The sequence below is a fragment of the Amycolatopsis sp. NPDC051371 genome, assembly GCF_040682155.1.
Lineage (GTDB): Bacteria > Actinomycetota > Actinomycetes > Mycobacteriales > Pseudonocardiaceae > Amycolatopsis.
In genome coordinates this window covers 139937-156902 of the sequence record NZ_JBFBAG010000002.1, presented here as the reverse complement: position 1 = coordinate 156902, position 16966 = coordinate 139937, and the positions used below count along the sequence as shown (strand labels likewise).

11 protein-coding genes are annotated in these 16966 nt (G+C 71.8%); 5 read left to right on the top strand and 6 right to left on the bottom strand.

Annotated elements, in window-relative coordinates:
• Window positions 1-69 precede the first annotated feature (69 nt).
• The 6 genes from AB0M59_RS02935 to AB0M59_RS02910 all read right to left on the bottom strand — a co-directional run bounded on the left by AB0M59_RS02935 (window position 70) and on the right by AB0M59_RS02910 (window position 13440).
• Window positions 70-2526: a beta-L-arabinofuranosidase domain-containing protein gene (locus tag AB0M59_RS02935; protein ID WP_364607539.1), complete on the bottom strand. Its 2457-nt coding sequence runs from the start codon at window positions 2524-2526 to the stop codon at window positions 70-72.
• The gene (locus tag AB0M59_RS02930) at window positions 2523-5435 is read right to left on the bottom strand and encodes a glycosyl hydrolase (protein WP_364607536.1); all 2913 of its coding nucleotides are present in this window, start codon (window positions 5433-5435) and stop codon (window positions 2523-2525) included. The genes AB0M59_RS02935 and AB0M59_RS02930 overlap by 4 nt, the downstream gene beginning before the upstream one ends.
• Entirely contained in the window at window positions 5432-8767 is a 3336-nt protein-coding gene (locus AB0M59_RS02925; RefSeq protein WP_364607533.1) for a glycosyl hydrolase, read from the bottom strand. Before AB0M59_RS02925 ends, AB0M59_RS02930 begins: the two co-directional genes overlap by 4 nt.
• An 11-nt stretch (window positions 8768-8778) precedes the next feature.
• Window positions 8779-11979: a family 78 glycoside hydrolase catalytic domain gene (locus AB0M59_RS02920; protein ID WP_364607530.1), complete on the bottom strand. Its 3201-nt coding sequence runs from the start codon at window positions 11977-11979 to the stop codon at window positions 8779-8781.
• Window positions 11980-12247: 268 nt separating this feature from the next.
• On the bottom strand, window positions 12248-12574 hold the full coding sequence (locus AB0M59_RS02915; protein ID WP_364607527.1) for a hypothetical protein: 327 nt from the start codon (window positions 12572-12574) through the stop codon (window positions 12248-12250).
• Complete coding sequence (locus tag AB0M59_RS02910) at window positions 12571-13440, bottom strand: LysR family transcriptional regulator (protein ID WP_364607524.1); 870 nt, start codon at window positions 13438-13440, stop codon at window positions 12571-12573. Before AB0M59_RS02910 ends, AB0M59_RS02915 begins: the two co-directional genes overlap by 4 nt.
• Window positions 13441-13509: 69 nt before the next feature.
• Here AB0M59_RS02910 and AB0M59_RS02905 point away from each other — a divergent pair, with 69 nt between their 5' ends.
• The 5 genes from AB0M59_RS02905 (at window position 13510) to AB0M59_RS02885 (ending at window position 16949) form a co-directional block, all read left to right on the top strand.
• Complete coding sequence (locus AB0M59_RS02905; RefSeq protein WP_364607521.1) at window positions 13510-14538, top strand: nitronate monooxygenase; 1029 nt, start codon at window positions 13510-13512, stop codon at window positions 14536-14538.
• Window positions 14539-14551: 13 nt separating this feature from the next.
• Entirely contained in the window at window positions 14552-15046 is a 495-nt protein-coding gene (locus AB0M59_RS02900; protein WP_364607518.1) for a nuclear transport factor 2 family protein, read from the top strand.
• Between the two features lie 108 nt (window positions 15047-15154).
• Window positions 15155-15532, top strand: coding sequence for a hypothetical protein (locus tag AB0M59_RS02895; protein ID WP_364607515.1), 378 nt, complete (start codon window positions 15155-15157; stop codon window positions 15530-15532).
• A gap of 82 nt (window positions 15533-15614) precedes the next feature.
• Window positions 15615-16289, top strand: a complete 675-nt coding sequence (locus AB0M59_RS02890) for a DUF6766 family protein (protein ID WP_364607512.1) — start codon at window positions 15615-15617, stop codon at window positions 16287-16289.
• Between the two features lie 51 nt (window positions 16290-16340).
• Complete coding sequence (locus AB0M59_RS02885) at window positions 16341-16949, top strand: DUF2231 domain-containing protein (protein ID WP_364607509.1); 609 nt, start codon at window positions 16341-16343, stop codon at window positions 16947-16949.
• Window positions 16950-16966 lie beyond the last annotated feature (17 nt).

The following is a 16966-nucleotide window of genomic DNA, read 5'->3' as shown; positions in this document are numbered from 1 at the left end:
CGCGCGTTCCAGGCCGCGAGTGCAAACGTCTTGAATGAGTCATTCAAGTCTTCGGAGGTCCTGAATGACTCATTCAAGACCTTTGGTCCGGGCGGCCAGGGCCCGCACCTCCGCCTCCCCCAAGGCCCGGCCGTACAGGCGGAAGTCGGCGACCGCGCCCTTCAGGTACGGGTGCTTGACATTCTGCGAGCGTCCCAGGTAGTTCAGCTGGGTGGCGCCCAGCAGGAGCGGGCTCATCAACGGGGCCGGGTTCACCCCGGTCAGCTCGCCGCCGAAGTACAGCCGCAGCCCGGCGCCCGCCGTGACCGCGACGTGCGTCCACACGCCCGCGGGGAGCGCGACCGCCGCGTCGACGAAGTCCTCCGCCTCCATGCCGCCCAGCTTCATCGCGCAGCGGGCGACGCCGAGACCCGTGCGAGGCGTCAGGAACAGGTACGACTGCGCGTTGAACCCCAGGTCGAACACCCGCGCCGAGTTCACGATCGTGTCCGGCCGGACCCACATCGACACCGTCAGCTCGGTCAGGTTCGCCGGCAGCCCCGGCGCGAGCCGCACGTGCCCGCTGACACCGTCCAGCTCGATGCCCCGCTCGCCCTTCACCGCGCCGCCGGCGAGCACCGCGTCCGGCCACCGCCCCAGACCCTCCGCCAGGTTCGCGCTGAGCGGGTACACCGCCACCGTCTTCGGCGCGGGCCGGTCCGGCGGTGAAGCGAGGTAGACGCTGTAGTGCTCGTGCTGCACGTCGAGGAACGGGCTCAGCCGCAGCCGCTCCGCACCCGCCCGCACGCTGAACTCCGCCCGGCCCGGCTCACGCCGCAACGTGCGCGGATCGATCGTCGGGATGACCGGGGGCGCCGACGACCCGTGCCGGGCCGCGAGCACCAGCGGGCCGTACGTCAGCGCCGACACCGCGGGGTTGTCCGGCGCGGGCAGCCACCGCGGGGTCATCGGCAGGTGCAGCTCGACGACATCGCCCTTGCGCCACCTCCGCCGGATCGTCGCGAAACGCCCCGGGGTGGCGGCCACCGGGACGCGGTTGACGGTCAGGCGGGGATGGGAAACCCACGAGGGAATCCGGACGCGCAGGGCGAACGAGCCGGAGCCGTCGACGCGCAGCCGGACGGTCTCGTCGTACGGGTACTCGGTCTCCAGTCGCACCGAGGCGCCGTGGAAGTCCACTGTGGACGGGATGAACAAGTTGACGTACAACGTGTCGCCCGAGGCGACGTAGATGTTCTCCGCGTACTTGACGTGCGTTTCCAGGCCGGTGCCGTGGTCGCAGGTGAAGTTGCCGTAGTCGCTGCTGTACGTGCCGGGATCGGAGTCGACCCCCTGCTTGCCCTGACGCTGGGTGCCGGGGGTCAGGCCGGTGTAGTAGGTGACGAACCCGTGCGCCGAGTCCGGGTCCTGCTCGCCCAGCAGCTGGTTGAGCAGCGTCCACTCGTAGTGGTCGAGGTATTCGGTGCGGTCCGGGTCCTGCAGGAACAGCAGCCGGCCGAGCTTGAGCATGTTGTAGCTGTTGCAGTTCTCGCAGGTGTTCTCGCCGAGCTGGCTGACGACCTGGTCCGGCGGGCCGAAGAACTCCGCGTTGGCGTTGCCGCCGATGACGTAGCTGTGGTGGTGCACGACCTGGTCCCAGAAGTACGTCGCGATCGTGCGGTAGCGCTGCTCGCCCGTGACGTCGTACTCCGCCGCCGCGCCGACGATCTTCGCGATGTCGGTGTTGGCGTGGCGCCCGGCCAGGGTGTCCTGACGCGCCGAGAGCGGCGTGAAGATCTCGTCGTGGTCGAACCGGCGGGCCAGCGCGAGGTGCAGCGGGTCGCGGGTGATGGCGTAGAGGTTCGCCAGGGCCTCGTTCATCCCGCCGAACTCGGTGTGCAGGACCTTCTGCATGGCGTCGTGGGACAGCGGTGCCGTGCGTGCGTCGATCCAGCGCGCGATGCCGCGGACGACGTCGAGGGCGCCGGCGGTCCCGAGCAGGCGGTGCTGGTCGAGCAGCCCGGCGAGGATCTTGTGGATCGTGTAGTACGGCGCCCAGACGGACTTCCCGGCTTCGAGGTTGACGAAGTCCGACTCCGGGAACGCCGACAGGTAGCCGGTGGTGAACCCGGCGGCCGGCGACGCCGCCTGGCACTCGGCCAGCGCCGCCACCAGCCGCGTGCTTTTCGCGACCAGCTCGGTGTCCCCGGTGTTCGACGCCGCGAGCGCGAGGCCGGAGAGCAGGTGCCCGGTCGTGTGCCCGCGCAGCTGGATGTCCGGCGCCTCCCAGCCACCGCAGGGCTCGGCCGACGTCGGCAGGCCGACGGTCAGCCGGAACGTGTGCAGCAGCCGGTCGAGGTCGACGAACTCGAGGTACGCCACGGTCCGGCGCATGTTCGCCAGGTACCGGCTCTCCAGCAGCCGGACGCCGCCGAGCGCGACGGGCCGCACCGACGCCCCCGGAGAAGCCGAAGCCTCCCAAGGGACCACCGCCGCCAAGCCGAGGGCGGCACCGAGACCGATCGCCGTGCGCCGGGTGACCTTCATCGGATCTCCTCCTGGCGGTAGGGCAGCAGGCGCACCGGCCCGACCAGCCCGTACGCCTGCCGTGCCGCGATCGCGAACACTTCGGGACGGCTCACCCGGAGCCGGTTGCTGAGCGTGGTGGCGACTTCCACCTCGATGCTGTTGCGCCCGGACCGCAGCCAGGGTCCGACGTCGACGACGGTGTCGAGCACGTCGGCCGGCGGCAGCGTCGCGCCGTTCACCCGCACGCGGTAGGTGTCGAACACCTCCCCGAGGTCCAAGTAGGCACCAAGCCCGCGGTCCCACCGGCCGAGGTCGACGGTGGTCCGGTAGCGGCCGACACCCGAGACGTCCTCGAGGCCGGGGATCGACGGCCAGGCCGCGAGCGCCGTCAGCGAGAGCCGCCGTTTCGGTTTGAGCGTGGACGTCGGGGTCGCGCCCGGCTGCCAGTCCTCGACTTCGAGGTCCCAAGCGGACAAAGCGATCGGCGCGGGCGGAGCGGCGACCGACGTCCGCGCGACCCGGCCGTTCGACAGCGTGGTCGAGTACGTGCCCGCCGCCGAGGCTCGCACCACGAGCTTGCCGTCGAGATAGCGCACTTCGGGGGCGTCCGTCGACACGGCGCTCGGGCCACGGTCGCCGCGGCCGAGCGCGATGATCACCGATTGGCCCGGGTTGAGCGACACCGAAACCCGGACCTTGTTACCGGACCGGGTGAACACGCCGAGCCGCTCGGCTTCGCCGGTCCACGCATTGAGCGCGAACGGCTGCGCGTCACGATCCTGCGCGGTCAGCCACACGTCCTGCGTGACGGCGGTGATCTTGCGGTTCTCCGCGTGCCGCGCGTTGCAAAGGTAGTAGTAGTCGGTGTCGCCGTCGATGCGGTGCACGCTCATCACCGTGGACGGGTCGTGCTCGACATCGCGCGTGACGCCCAGCTCGGCGAGCGCGGCCGGGATGCCGGTGGCGTCGGCGACCACCCGGACCGTCCGCTGTGCGAGCAACGCCGTGATCAGCGACCTGAGCCGGTCGTTCTCCCCCGGCTGCGCGATGCCCTCGGCGTGCACGTCGGTCCAGGTGCCGATGACGATGGTCGGCAGGCCCGCGCGGGCGAAGTCCAGCAGCTTTTGCGCCGCGGGCACGGACAGTGTGTGCTCACTGCCGTGGAACTGGTCGCCGCCGAGGATCATCGCCTTGTACGCGGGCCCGTCCGGCGCCAGCCGTCCATGCCGCACGACGGCGCTGGGCAGTTCCAGGACCGCCTCGCTGAGGAAGCCGTGGGTCCAGCCGGCCGGGATGCCGTCGTTGGTCGCCCACGGCGCGCCGATGCCGGTGGAGGTCCAGCCCTTCTGCCGGAAGAACGCGATGTCGGTCTGCGGTTTTCCGGTGCGCAGCACGAGTTGTGTGCGGGCGAACCAGCCGGCGATGTCCGGCACGTGCCCCCACGTCGGCTGCCGCGGGCCCCACGCCTCGGCGTACCCGATGCCGGTGCCGTTGTACGGCGAGAACGCCGCGAAGCCGGGCCACTGCGCGCCGGGCGCCATCGCGTACGCGAAGCCGTGCAGCACGGCCTGGTTGACGCCGCCCGCGAACACGCTGCCCATCGTCTGGAGCACCTTGTCCCAGGTCGTGTTGTACGCGCCGTTCGCGTAGGCCGCGGACTCGCACGAGAGCAGCTTCCGGCCGCCCATGTCGCGACCGGACGCCAGCACGCGGTAGTCGTCGAGGTTCTTGAACCCGAGCGACTCGCTCTCCGGCACGTCCAGCAGCGCGGCGCTGCGGATGGCGTCGGTCTGCAGGCCGTAGGGCTGCACGCGCAGGGTCATGCCGAGGCGGTGCGCGAAGTCCCGCACCGGGATCAGGTGGTTCTCGTGGTAGAGGTCCGAGAGCACCTGGTTGTAGTCGTCACGCACGTGGTTGGACGTGTCGGAGTCGAACGCGAACAGGTACTTGCCCTTTTTCTGCACGACGACCGGCAGGTACGGCAGGAGGTCGTAACCCGCCCTACGACGGAACTCGGTGAGGAACGCGGGCGTCCAGATCGTCGCGTCGGTCTCGATCTCCAGGGAGTCCTCGAACAGGTCGCCGCCGACGTCCTTCAGCAAGCCGCGGATGGCGCGGGTGAGGATCGTCGAGTTCCACTCGTCCAGGACGACACCGGTGCCGGCCGCACTGAAGTGGTCGACGACGTAGGCGAGCGGCGTGGTGTGCGGGCCCGCTTCCGGTTGCTGCGCCGAGCCGCGGGCCCAGTACGCGAACAGCATCCACGTGCCCTCGGGCGCGGTCCAGTCGATCTGTCCGTTGTGGACGTCCACGGTGCGCACCGACGCCGGGTCCAGGGTCACCGTGGCCGCGGTGGGCGAGCCGATCACCTGCGCTGCCTGGACCGCGATCAGGTCCTGTTTTCCCACCGCGGATTCGGCGGGCACCACCGCGGCCGGCGGCGGGCCGGTGTAGCTGCCGACGACCGTGACGACGCCGTGCGCCAGCTCCTTGCTCGCCGCGACGTCGTCGGGCGTGATGGTCGGGACCGCGGTCGGCCAGCACGGGCCCATCGCGAGGTCGACGGTCAGGCCGCGAGCCTTCGCGCGGCGCAGCGCCGTCTCGACCGCCGCGAGCCACGCCGGCGTGCCCCAGCCGTAGTGCTCCGGATCCATGACCGTCTGGACGCTGTGGTGGACGTCCTGGATCTCGACGCCACCGAAGCCGGCGTCGGCGATCTGGTCCACCTCGTGGGCGATCTCGCCGAGGTCGACGAGCCCGTGCGGCCACCACCAGCGGAACTTCGCGGCGGTCGACGCGTCCGGCTTCGCGAACTGCTTCACGAACGGCTTCCCGGGCGAGCCGAGGGCGGGCGGGGCCCACGAGAGGGTGGCGCCCACGCCGAGCGCGGCGCCGATCGTGAGCACCGTGCGTCTGCTGACGGTCATCGGGTGGCCTCCAAGCGGGCGGTGACGGCGGCCTGCGGGCGCAGCGCGACCGGGCCGACGAGGCCCGACGGCAGGATCTTGTTGCGCATGTTGGCCAAGGTGTTGGTGACGCGGACGCTGATCGTGTTGACGCCCGGGTGCAGCGCCTTCGTGGCGTCCACTGTGTACGGATGCCAGAGTGCGGCGGGCAGCTCGGTGCCGTTGACCGTCGCGGTGGCGAGGTCGCGCACCTCGCCGAGGTCGAGCACCAGGTTGCGCTTCGCGAGGTCGGCGGCCGTGATTGTCACCGTCGTGGTGTAGACGGCGCTGCCGGAGAACGTCGGCGCGAAGGTGGTCCAGGAGCCGAGCGGGCGTTCGGTGGCGACAGCGCCGTCCTGCTCCAGCCGGACGGTCCACGGCCCGTCGAGCGCGATCGGGCCCAGGGTGTCGGTGACCTGCACGGTGCCGCGGTAGGTGCGGCCGTTCGCCTGCCCGGTGAGCGGATACGTGCCGGGCGCCGTCGCGGTGACAGCGGCCTGGAGGTCACGCCCGGTCTGGGACACCGAGGTGGCGGGCAGGGTGCCGTCGGTCAAGTGCGCGGTGTCGCGGACGCCCTTGCGGAACACCACGCCCAGCGTCTCGTACGGCTGGAGCGTGACCGGGACCCCGGTGGTGACCCGGCCGGTCGAGTACGCCGTGGCGACCTTCGCCGTGCCGGTGCGCGGGTCCCAGATCTCCGGCGTGCCGTCGACCGGGAAGGTCGCGTTGGTGGTCACCACGGCGTCGCTCTCGTTGTTCAGCAGGAACGCGGTGTCCGCGCCGCGGCCGGTGCGCTGCACCCGCACGGCGTCCGCCGCCGGCTGCAGCCGCGCCGCGCCGTACCCGGTGTTCTGCGCCAGGCCCGCGATCGCGTTGACGTCGGTGACCAGCGCGACCGCCCCGGCGCCGCGGCGGGTCCAGGACGAGCTGCCGGACAGGTTCCGCAGCTCACGGGCCAGGTCGGCATCCCGCCCGGCCGCCTCCCGCGTGGGCAGCGGGCCGACCGCGATGAGGTGTCCCCCGCTCTGCACGAACTTCGTCAGGGTGCGTGCGGTCTCGAGGTCGAGCACCGGCGTGTGCGGCAGCACCGCGAGCTGGTAGTCCGCCTCGCCGACCCGCAGGGTCCCGCCGCGTGAGACGGCCTGGAAGCGCGCGGCCGGGTCACCGGAGAGCGACGAATCGCTCAGCAGGTCGAAGTCGACCTGCCCGCGTTCCAGCGCGAAGGCCGTGGCGGAGAAGTCCTTGTCGAGCTGGTGGGCCGTATCCGAAACCCGGGTCTGCTCGGCCGCGCGCTGCGGCTGCACGAGCGCGGTCCGGGCCAGGTTCTCGCCCCGGCCCAGCTCCATCACCCGGCCGATCCACGCGTCGACGTCGGGCATGTCCTCCCAGAACGTGCTGCGCGGCCCGAACGGCGGCGCGAACGTCACCGACGTCTCGTCGGTGTACATCGCGTGCAGGAAGGTGAGGTTGACGCCGCGGGTGGCCAGCGCGCCGACGGTGGCGTGCATGTAGTCCGGCGCGACCTGCCAGCCCGCGTTGCCGAAGGTCTCCATCAGCGACCGCGGCGCGCCGCTCTGGTGCGCGGCCGCGGAAGCGTTGCGGCCCAGCGTGGTCTGCTCACCGGCGGTGTAGTCGGTGGTGATCATGTCGCTGCCGGGGACCTGCGCCCACTGGTTGTCCTTCGACAGATCGCCGGTCGAGTTCATCCGCTGCTGCGGGCCCTGCTCGTCGAGCAGCGGGTTGGAGATCAGCTTCAGGCCGTGCTTGGCCATCCAGTCGGCCTCGCGCTTGTAGTAGCTGGTGGAGAACAGGTTGTCCACGGCCCGCCAATACGTCCCGGCGGCCTGGTCGGCGACGGCGTCGAGGCCGTCCGCCGCCGCGGTGTAGGCGACGCCGGGAGTGCCGCCGGCCGCGCGGACGGCGTCGGCGAGGCCGGGTGAGGACGGCAGGCGCTTGAACGGGTGCGGCTGCGCGGAGGCGATGAACGGCTCGTCGTCCCAGAACCCCGGCACGACCGTGCCCATCGCCCACGGGAAGCGTCGCGCGTACTCCTCGGGCGCGATGCTGAGGAAGGCGTCGGTCGCCTTCGGGTCGAGCAGGTCGAGGTAACCGCGGACGTATCCGCTGGAGTCGTCGCGCAGGAGGACCTGGGAGTAGACGTCGACCTGCCAGCGGCCCGCCGGGACCTGCCAGGTGTCGCCCTTGAGTTCGACGGCGGCCGTCGTGCCCACCGGCCGCGCGGCCGCCGCCGTGACACCGGCGAGGTTCACGCGGCTCTGCGAGAAGTCGGCGAGAGCCGTGGCGTCGTCGAAGGTCGACGTCCACAGCTTGGCGCCGTCCGGAGCGGTCACGGTCAGGTCGTCCCACAGCGACCGCTGGGTGCCTTCGGCCGACACCGCCGCGGCTCCGGCCGGGTAACTCGCGTCGGTGGCCGCGGGCTGCACGGTGTTGTTGATCTTCGGTGTGATCGTGGTCCCGGAGACGGTGACGCTCACCGTCTGGACGTGGGTCGGGGTGAAGCCCGGCGTGTTGACGCCGGTGGTCAGCCGCGTCTTGCCCGAACCGTCCACTTTGTACACACTGGCCGCACCCTTCGAGTCGACGTCGACGAGGTAGCCGTGCGAGCCGTCCGAACGCACGGCCAGCTGGACACCACCGGCGGTCAGCGTGACCTTGCCGCTGACGGTGTAGTCGGTCCAGCCGGCGCCGGGCGTGAGCGGGGCGGCGCCCGGCGCGGTGGCCGGGTCGACGACGAGCTTGCCGGTGTCCACGCTGAGGCCCGAGGTCTCGGCGAGCTTCAGCGTCGAGGGCCCGGTGACGATCCGGGTCGAGCGCAGCAGGCCCTTCAGCCGCAGGTCCGGCCGCGCGGTGATCGTGCGGTCGCCCAGGGTGCCGCCGTTGACGACGTAGTTCGCGCCGCGGCCGCTCGGGAAGTTGTTGTCGTTGAACAGCCACATCTTCATGCCGGTGCGCTGCGCCTCGCGCAGCACGTGCCCGACGAGCGTGAACCAGTCCTCGCTGAGGAAGACGGGCTGCATCGAGTCGCCGCCGAGCGGGAAGATGACCGCCTCGAAGATGCCCTTGGCGCGCATCTCGGCCATCTGCCGGTCGGTGATGTCGCTGGTGATGGTGTTGTTCCAGTACCAGTAGATCGCCGGGCGGCTGTCCTTCGGCGGGTTCGCGAAGGCGGCCGGGTCGAAGTGGGCGAGCGTGGTCGTCGCGGCCGGGCCGGGATCGTGGCCGGCCGTCGCCGGCGTGGCCGCGCTCACGGCGGTGGCCGCCGCGAGTACGAGGGACAGCAGTGTCCTGCGCATGGGATTGCCCTTCAGCCGCGCGGAATGGAGGAACGGAAGGTGTGGGTGCCGGAGCCGACGCGGTAGACGGCGTCGTCCCCGCCGCGGAACTGCGGAACGTGCACTTCGGCCGTGCTGCCCGGCGGCACGGTGACGGTCAGCCGGTACTCGCGATCGGACTTCGTCCACGCCGTGCTGACCCGGCCGTGCGGGCTCTCGTAGCTGCCCGACGCGGACGTCAGGTCGCCGACGACCGCCGGGTCGATCACCAGGTCCCGGAAGCCCACGGAGTCGGCCGCCTGCCCGATGCCGGTCAGCCGCGTGGTGAGCCAGCCGTCCATCGCGCCGAGCATGAAATGGTCCTGCGACTGGCCGCTGCCGCCGTCCCAGGTCTCGCCGAGCGCGGTCAGCCCGGCCTGCACCTGGTGGCCCAGGCTGGGGCTGGTGGTCTGCGTGGCGATCCGGTAGACGACGTCGTCGCGCCCGGCGTTCGACAGCACCCGCAGCACGGACGGGAACGAGATCTCGCCCATCACCAGGTGCCGGCCGGCGGCCTCGATCGTGTCGACCAGGTGCTGGGTCTGGCCGGCGCGCAGGTCGGCGGGCACCGCGCCCATGTCGAGCGCGAGCGCTGTCGCGCCCTGCCCGCCGCTGCCGAACAGCCCGGTGGTGGCGTTGTAGTACTTGGCCCACACAGCTTTCGCCAACGTGTCGGCCTGGGCACGATACGCCGAAGCGTCCTGGCCGAGCGCCGTCGCCACCTTCGCGAGCCCGTCTTCGACCGCCCAGACGCCGAAGCTGCTGACGATCGCGCGCGGCATCGCCGGGGACTCGGTGGTGATCCAGTCGCCGAGGCCGTAGTCGTAGACGCCGTCGACCCAGCGTGTGGTCTGCCCCTGCAGATAGCCGAGGTAGCGCTGCATCGCCGGGTAGTACTGCGTCAGGAGATCCGTGTCGCCGTAGGTCTGGTACGCCTTGAGCGGCACCTGGACCAGCGCGCCGCCCCAGTTCGGGTCGTCGCGGTAGGAGCCGGCGAGCGTCACGTGGTCCGGCACGGTGCTGGGCACCAGGCCGCTCGCCTCCTGGCCGTCGGCCATGTCTCCGACGATCTTGCCGAGGTAGGCCTCGACGTCGTAGTTGCGGGCGAGCGCGTCGAACGCGAGGTGGTCCTGCTCCAGCCAGCCGAGCTTCTCGCGACTCGGGCAGTCGGTGAGGATGCTCTGCATGTTGTTCTCGACGGCGGTGCGGGTGAGCCGGTGGATCCCGTCGAGGGTCGCGTCGGAGGAGTCGAAGTCGCCGGCGGAGTCGTTGTCCGCCATCGTGCGCAGGCCGGCGACCGACAGCTGCGCGTCGTCCGGGACGCCGACCACCTCGAGGTAGCGGAAGCCGTGGTAGGTGAAGTCGGGGTGCCAGGTCTGCCGGCCACCCTTGCTCGTGAAGCTGTCCCAGATCGGCGCGCCGACGTTGCTGATGGACTGGTCCACCTGCCCGTCCCGCAACGCTTCGGCGGGGTAGATCCGCACGGCCGTGCCCTTCGGCGCGGTGAGCGTCACCTGCGGCAGGCCGGCGACGTTGCGGCCGAGGTCGTAGACGCGCACCCCGGGCGCGGGACGCGAGATTTCCTTGCCGGGCAACTGTTCCACGACCCGAACGGGTGCACTCTGACGGGCGGTCAGCTTCGCCGTGCTCGTCGCGGGCACCACCGGAGACCAGGTCTTGCGGTCGGTGCCGGGCTTGTCCCAGCCGGGGATCTCGCGGCGGGCGTCGTAGTCCTCACCGCCGTACCACTGGGACACGGTGGTGGCGCCGAGCGCGGTGCGCCAGCTCGAATCGGTGCCGATCCGCTGCACGGTCCCGTCTGTTAGCGTTAACTCCAGCTGCGCGATGACTTGCGGATCACTGGCCGTGCGCGCGAACTTCCGGTAGCGGCCGGAGGTGTGCAGCGCGTCCGCGGTGCCGTTGCCCACCGCGATACCGATGGTGTTCGCCCCGCCGCGGACCTGGTTCGTGACGTCGTAAGCGGCATAGGGAATGCGGTCGGCGTAGTCGCTGTCGCCGGGCTCCAGGACGGCGTCGCCCACGCGGTTTCCGTTGAGACTGGGCACGTAGACGCCGAGACCGCTGACGTACAGCCGAGCACTGGCGACGCGGCCGCGCACGGAGAAGTCCTTCGCGAACACCGGCAACGCGGGTGGCAGCCACGTGTCGGGCGTCGGCTGGTTCGTCACGGTCTTCGCGACGGTGAACGTCCCGCCGGTGGCCGTCTGCACCGTGTAGTCGACCGGGAAGTTCGCGGTCTTGCCGTCAGCGGTGAGGGTGTCGGTGCGCGGGTAGAGCACGACCTGATCGAAGGTGCGAGGGGCGCCGAGGTCGATCGTGAGCGAGACGTCGGCGTCCGCACTGGTGTGCGCGGCGCTCTGGTAGCCGGCGTTCCCGGCGTCCTCGGGGTTGGACGTCGTGAGGCCGTCGGCGACCAGGCCGGGCTCCCACTCTTTGCGCACGGTCTGGGTTTCCGACGCGGTGACGTACTTCTGGCGTCCGTCGGCGAAGTTCACGGCCGGGTCTGCCGAGTCGCGCACCTGCAGCTCGGCCAGCTGCAGGCGGTAGGTCAGGTCGGGGAAGCGGCGGGTGTCGCCGGTGGTGACCATGCGGTTCTGGCTGTCGAGCGGCTGCTCGGCCAGGGGCAGGCCGAGCTTCGTGACGTCGAGCTTCACGAACTGCGCGGTCTGAGGCGGGAGGGTGACGACCACCGGCTGGGCCGGCTTGGCGCCGAGCTGCCACTGGCTGTTCGTGACCCAGCCCGCGGACCAGTCCTTTTGGTCGGTCAGGCCGGTTTCGAACCAGGTCGGCGTGCTCCAGGCCGAGGCGGCGTTCCCGGCCCAGACGCGGACCCGCCAGTGGACGCGCTGCCGGCTGCCGAGGGCGCGGCCGGCGTAGCCGAGGTCGGCGGTGGCGCTGGTGACGCGGCCGGTGTCCCAGAGGTCGGGGCGCGCGAGACGCGCTTCCGAGGTGGCGGCCTGGACCTCGTAGGCGGTCTGGTCGCGGGCGGTGGTCCGCCAGCTCAGCTCGGGGGTGGTGTCGTCCGTCCCCAGTGGCCGGTCGAGGTGGTTCGCCCGGAGGTCGGTGGCGCCGAAAGCGCGGCTTCCGGTTTCGGGCGCGGCTTCGGCCGGTACCGCGGTGCCGGCGACGAGCAGCGAGACGAGGGCGAGGAGACGGCGGGATCTGTGGCGCACGGCAGCTCCTGGGGACGGCCAGTGGGGCGCGGCCTGGATTCGACGATGAATCGTTTCAAGTTACGGAACGTTTTACGGCTTCGGCAAAATGGGGAACGTGTTCGGAACCAGACAGCGCGACCCGGTCTCAGGCGGGCGCGCGGGCTCAAACTGGCGGGTAACAACGCTTCGGATCGCCCTGTGGGACCAGAAGGGGCCCGTGGCCCAGCCTCCGTCGCTTCATCGCGATCTCCGTATTGAAAGGTTTCACATGTCCGACGCCGTGACGCTACCTTGCGTCCGAAGAGGAAGTCAATGACGAAGGGAGCCCGCGAAGCGACATGGTGAGGGGGCGGCCCTCCCCGCTCGGCCCGAAGCTGCGCGCGCGAACCGCGCTCCCGACCGCCGGGAAATCGGCCGGCCCGCGGACGAGGGTGCCCCCGACTTCGGGGATGTCGACGTGGGCGTAGGCGTCGTACTCCGCCAGGTGGAGGCCGAGCCCGAACGGGTGGTGGCAAACGACTTCGGCGTCCACGACCTCCCCCGCGGGCAGCACGAAGCGTTCCGCGCTGCCGGCCCGGTGCAGGTCCCAGCCGGGCTCGAGGTGACGCGTCACCCGGCCTCCTCCGCATCCAGCGCGATCTCCACGAAGCGCCGCAGGAGCGCCTCGTGGACGTGCGGGAGGAACACCAGCGTCACCGGGCTCGGCGGGGCGCCGCGCAGCGGGACGAACCGCACCGCCGGGTGGATGTTGCGCCGCATCGCCACCTCCGGCGCGATGCCGATCCCGCGATCGGCCGCGACGCTCTCGATCCACTCGTCGAAGTTCGCCGTCTCCACGACCGTCTCCGGCCGCTCGTCCGGCGGCCACGACCACGGCCCGGTCGTCCCGCTCACGATGTTCACCACCAGCGGCCACCGCGGCACTTCCGACCACGCCAGCTCTTCCCGGCCGGCCAGCGCCGACCGCACCGAACACGCCGCGACCCGGGCCTCGTCGAACAGGTGCACCACGCGCAGCGCGGACGACCGCACCGGCCCGCGCACCACGGCGAGATCGACCTTGCCCTGCTGCAGGGCGGCGAGCGGGTCGTCGGTGCGCACCAGGTCGACGCTTCGCCCGGTCTCCCGCTCGAACCGCGTGACCGTCCGCTGCGCCCACGGGTCCGGCAGCAGCCAGCTGAACCCCAGCCGGACGCTCGACTCCCGGCGGACGGCGCCGAACCCGCGTTCCAGCTCCGCGAAGGCCCGTTCGACGTGGGCCAGCAGGGTTTCCCCCGCGGCGGTCAGCTCGACGTGCCGGGTGCTGCGGTCGAACAGCGTCACACCCAGCGCGTCCTCCAGCTGCCGGACCGTGCGGCTCAGCGCGGGCTGGGTGATCGCGAGGTCGGCCGCCGCCCCCGTGAACGACCTCAGCCGCGCCACCGCTTCGAAGCCGCGCAGGTGCCGCAGCTCCACCCGGCCCGACCCCAACTCGTTCATGCCTGAGCAGCATAGATGCACCCCAGCAGGCATTTCCCAGCCGGCCACGCGCTGCCTAGCCTCGGTTTCATGCACACCACGCTGGACGCGCTCGGACTCTCGGCGCCGATCCTCGCCGCGCCCATGGCGGGCGGCCCGACGACACCCCGGCTCGTCGCGGCCGCGGCGTCGGCCGGCGCGGCCGGGCTGCTGGCCGGCGGCTACAAGACTCCCGAAGCGCTCGAGGAACAGATCTCCGAGGTGCGGGCCGCGGGCGTCCCGTTCGGGGTGAACCTGTTCGCGCCGAACCCGGTCCCGATCGCCCCCACCACCTACGCCGCCTACGCCCGCACGCTGCAGCCGGAGGCCGACCACTACGACCTCGACCTGGCCGGCATCCCCCGCACCGAGGACGACGACGGCTGGCGCGACAAGATCGACCTGCTGCTCGACGCGCCGGTCCCGGTGGTCACCTTCACCTTCGGCCTCCCGGAGGCCGCAGTGCTCGCGGCGTTCCGCGGGGCGGGCACGCTCGTCGGCCAGACGGTCACCTCCCCCGACGAGGCACGCCGGGCTGCGGACGCCGACTTCCTCGTCGTGCAGGCATCGGCGGCCGGCGGGCATTCGGGCACGCTCACGCCGGGGTGGACGCCCGCGGACATCCCGGTCACCGACCTCCTGCGCGCCGTCGCCCGGGTGAGCGAGCTGCCCCTCGTCGCGGCCGGCGGGATCGCGACCCCCGGCGCCGTGGCCGGCGCGCTCCGGGCCGGCGCCGAGGCCGTCATGGTCGGCACCGTGCTCCTGCGCTCCGACGAGAGCGGCGCGTCGAAGACGCACCAGGCCGCGCTCGCGGATCCTCCCGGTGCCGGCCGGACGGTCGTCACCCGCGCCTTCACCGGCCGGCCCGCCCGCGCCCTGGCCAACGCGTTCACCGGCCGCTACGACCGGCTCGCACCGGCCGGCTACCCGGCGGTCCACCACCTGACGAGCCCGCTGCGCAAGGCGGCGGCCGCCGCGGGCGACGCGGACCGGCTCCACCTGTGGGCGGGCACCGGGTTCCGGCACGCGTCCACCGAGCCCGCGGCGCGCATCCTCGGCCGTCTCGTCGCGAACCTCTGAAGGAGATCCCTCGATGATCGAACTCGTCGACTACCAGTTCGGCCCGCAGGCACGTCGTCGGCTGGAGGAAGCGCGCGATCCGGGCCGGGAAGGCGCGATCGCGGCCCTGGAGAGCTTCTACCACGCCCTCAACCGCCGCGACCTCGACGCGCTGTCCGCCGTGTGGTCGCAGGACGAGCTGGCGCAGCTGAACAACCCGGTGGGCGGCATCCTCCGGTCCGGGGCGGCGGTCACCGGCCTCTACCGCCGCATCTTCGCCGGCGACCTCGGGCTGACGGTCACGTTCACCGACGCGGTCACCTACTGGTGGGCGGACGCTGTCGTGTTCGCGGGCCGCGAGATCGGCCAGTACCACGACCACGACGGCGCGACGGTCCCGCTGACGATCCGGACATCACGGGTGTTCGGGTACGACCAGGACGCCGGACGCTGGCTGCAGGTCCACCACCACGGCAGCATCGACCACCCCGAAGAGCTTGCGGCGTACCAGAAGGCCGTCCGCGGCTAGTCCTTTTCGGACGATCCTCGGGGTCCTCTGAAAGCACCCGCATATGTCGTTCCCATCTCTTCGGCACCTGAAACGTGTGAAGACGACTCCGCCGGGGTATCCCCCGGTGTGCACAAGATCATCGCCGGCCTCGGTGCCGTGGCGGCCGTCCTCTGCGGATGTTCTTCGGCGGACACCTCCTCCGCCGAAGAAGCGGCGCAGCGGTTCGAAGCGGCCGTCGCCGACGGCGGCGGCCCCGCGTGCGCGCTGCTGGCCCCGCGGGCTCGCGACGGCTTGGGACCGGTCGGGTGCGGCACGGGTTCGCCGGTCGCGACGCTCCCCCACGCGCCGGTCGGCTCGATCGTCGTCTGGGGTGACGAGGCTCAGGCCCGGTCCACCTCGGACACCCTGTTCCTGCACGACTTCCCCGACGGCTGGCGGGTGACCGGCGCCGGCTGCCGGCCGCGCAACCAGCAGGTCTACGACTGCGCGGTGGGTGGCCGATGAAAGCCCGGGCCGTCTACATCGGATACCTCGTCGTCGTGCTGGGCGGCTTGGCGTACTTCCTCGTGATCGGGGTGCTCGGCCGATGAAGAAGTTCGTCCGCGACAACGGCCTCTCCCTGGGGTTCGGCGCCCTGTTCCTGGTGAGCCTGGTCGGGCAGGCCCTGTCCGGCCTGGCCGACTTCAACGACCGCCAGGTCGCCCACGGCGTCGACCCGATCGGGATGGGCAGCTACCTGACGTCCTCGTCGTTCGCGGTGGACGTCGCGGAGAACTGGCAGTCGGAGTACCTGCAGTTCTTCCTCTACGTCTTCGCGACCGTCTGGCTGGTCCAGCGCGGTTCGCCGGAGTCGAAGCCGCTGAGCCGGATCGGCACCGAAAGCGACCAGGACCAGCTGGTCGGCCGCTACGTCAAGGCAGGTTCTCCGCCGTGGGCGAAGGCGGGTGGCTGGCGGACCGCGGTTTTCGCCCGCTCGCTGGCGCTGGTGATGGGCGGGATCTTCCTGCTGTCGTGGCTCGCGCAGTCGGTCGCCGGCGTCGCGGCGTACAACGCCGAGCAGCTGAGCGACTTCGGGGACCCGGTGTCCTGGGCGGACTACCTCGTGTCCGCGGACTTCTGGAACCGCACGCTGCAGAACTGGCAGTCGGAGTTCCTGGCCATCGGCTCGATGGCGGTGTTCAGCGTGTACCTGCGCCGGCGCGGCTCACCCGAGTCGAAACCGGTGGGTGCCCCGCACGGCGTCACCGACGAAGCCGGCTGATCCCCCGGCCGGCGGTGGTTGACCCACGACCGGCGGGGTAGCCGGGACGACATGGACCCAGCAACCGAAACCCAGCCGACCCCCGCACCGCACCGAGCGCTCCGGGCCGTGGAAGACGCCCAAGCGCTCGACGGCCCGGCCACCGGACTCAGCCGGCTGCTGCGCGGCCCGGCCGAAAGCACGATCGGCGGGCTGGTGCGCGGCCGCTGGCTGGGCCATCCGCTGCACCCGCTCGCCGTCACCGTCCCGGTCGGCGCCTGGCTGTGCTCGGCGGCGTTCGACCTGATCCCCGGACAGCAGGAGACCGCGCGGCGGCTCGTCGCCGCCGGACTGCTGGCGACGCCACCCGCCGTCCTGCTCGGCTTGGCCGACTACGCCGAGCTCGACACGCGGCAACGGCGCGTCGGCCTGGTCCACGCGGCCGGCAACGCGGCCGCGACCGCGCTCTTCGGCGCGTCCTACCTGGCCCGCACCCGCGGCCGCACCGCCCGCGGCAAGCTGCTGGGCGCCCTCGGCCTCGCCGCGGCCAGCGCCGCCGGGGCGCTGGGCGGGCACCTGGCGTACGCGCAAGGCGCGGGCGTCTTCCGCTGGCAGCAGCCCGGCGCCGACCCCGCCGAACTCGCCGGAGAAGACCCGACGGCACCGCGGAACCCGGCCTGACCGGCACACAGGGCCGC

Bases quoted from the DNA above. Each gene is read 5' to 3' on its own strand.
- AB0M59_RS02935 (WP_364607539.1), bottom strand. From the start codon at position 2,526: ATGAAGGTCACCCGGCGCACGGCGATCGGTCTCGGTGCCGCCCTCGGC.
- AB0M59_RS02930 (WP_364607536.1), bottom strand. From the start codon at position 5,435: ATGACCGTCAGCAGACGCACGGTGCTCACGATCGGCGCCGCGCTCGGC.
- AB0M59_RS02925 (WP_364607533.1), bottom strand. From the start codon at position 8,767: ATGCGCAGGACACTGCTGTCCCTCGTACTCGCGGCGGCCACCGCCGTG.
- AB0M59_RS02910 (WP_364607524.1), bottom strand. From the start codon at position 13,440: ATGAACGAGTTGGGGTCGGGCCGGGTGGAGCTGCGGCACCTGCGCGGC.
- AB0M59_RS02905 (WP_364607521.1), top strand. From the start codon at position 13,510: ATGCACACCACGCTGGACGCGCTCGGACTCTCGGCGCCGATCCTCGCC.
- AB0M59_RS02900 (WP_364607518.1), top strand. From the start codon at position 14,552: ATGATCGAACTCGTCGACTACCAGTTCGGCCCGCAGGCACGTCGTCGG.
- AB0M59_RS02890 (WP_364607512.1), top strand. From the start codon at position 15,615: ATGAAGAAGTTCGTCCGCGACAACGGCCTCTCCCTGGGGTTCGGCGCC.
- AB0M59_RS02885 (WP_364607509.1), top strand. From the start codon at position 16,341: ATGGACCCAGCAACCGAAACCCAGCCGACCCCCGCACCGCACCGAGCG.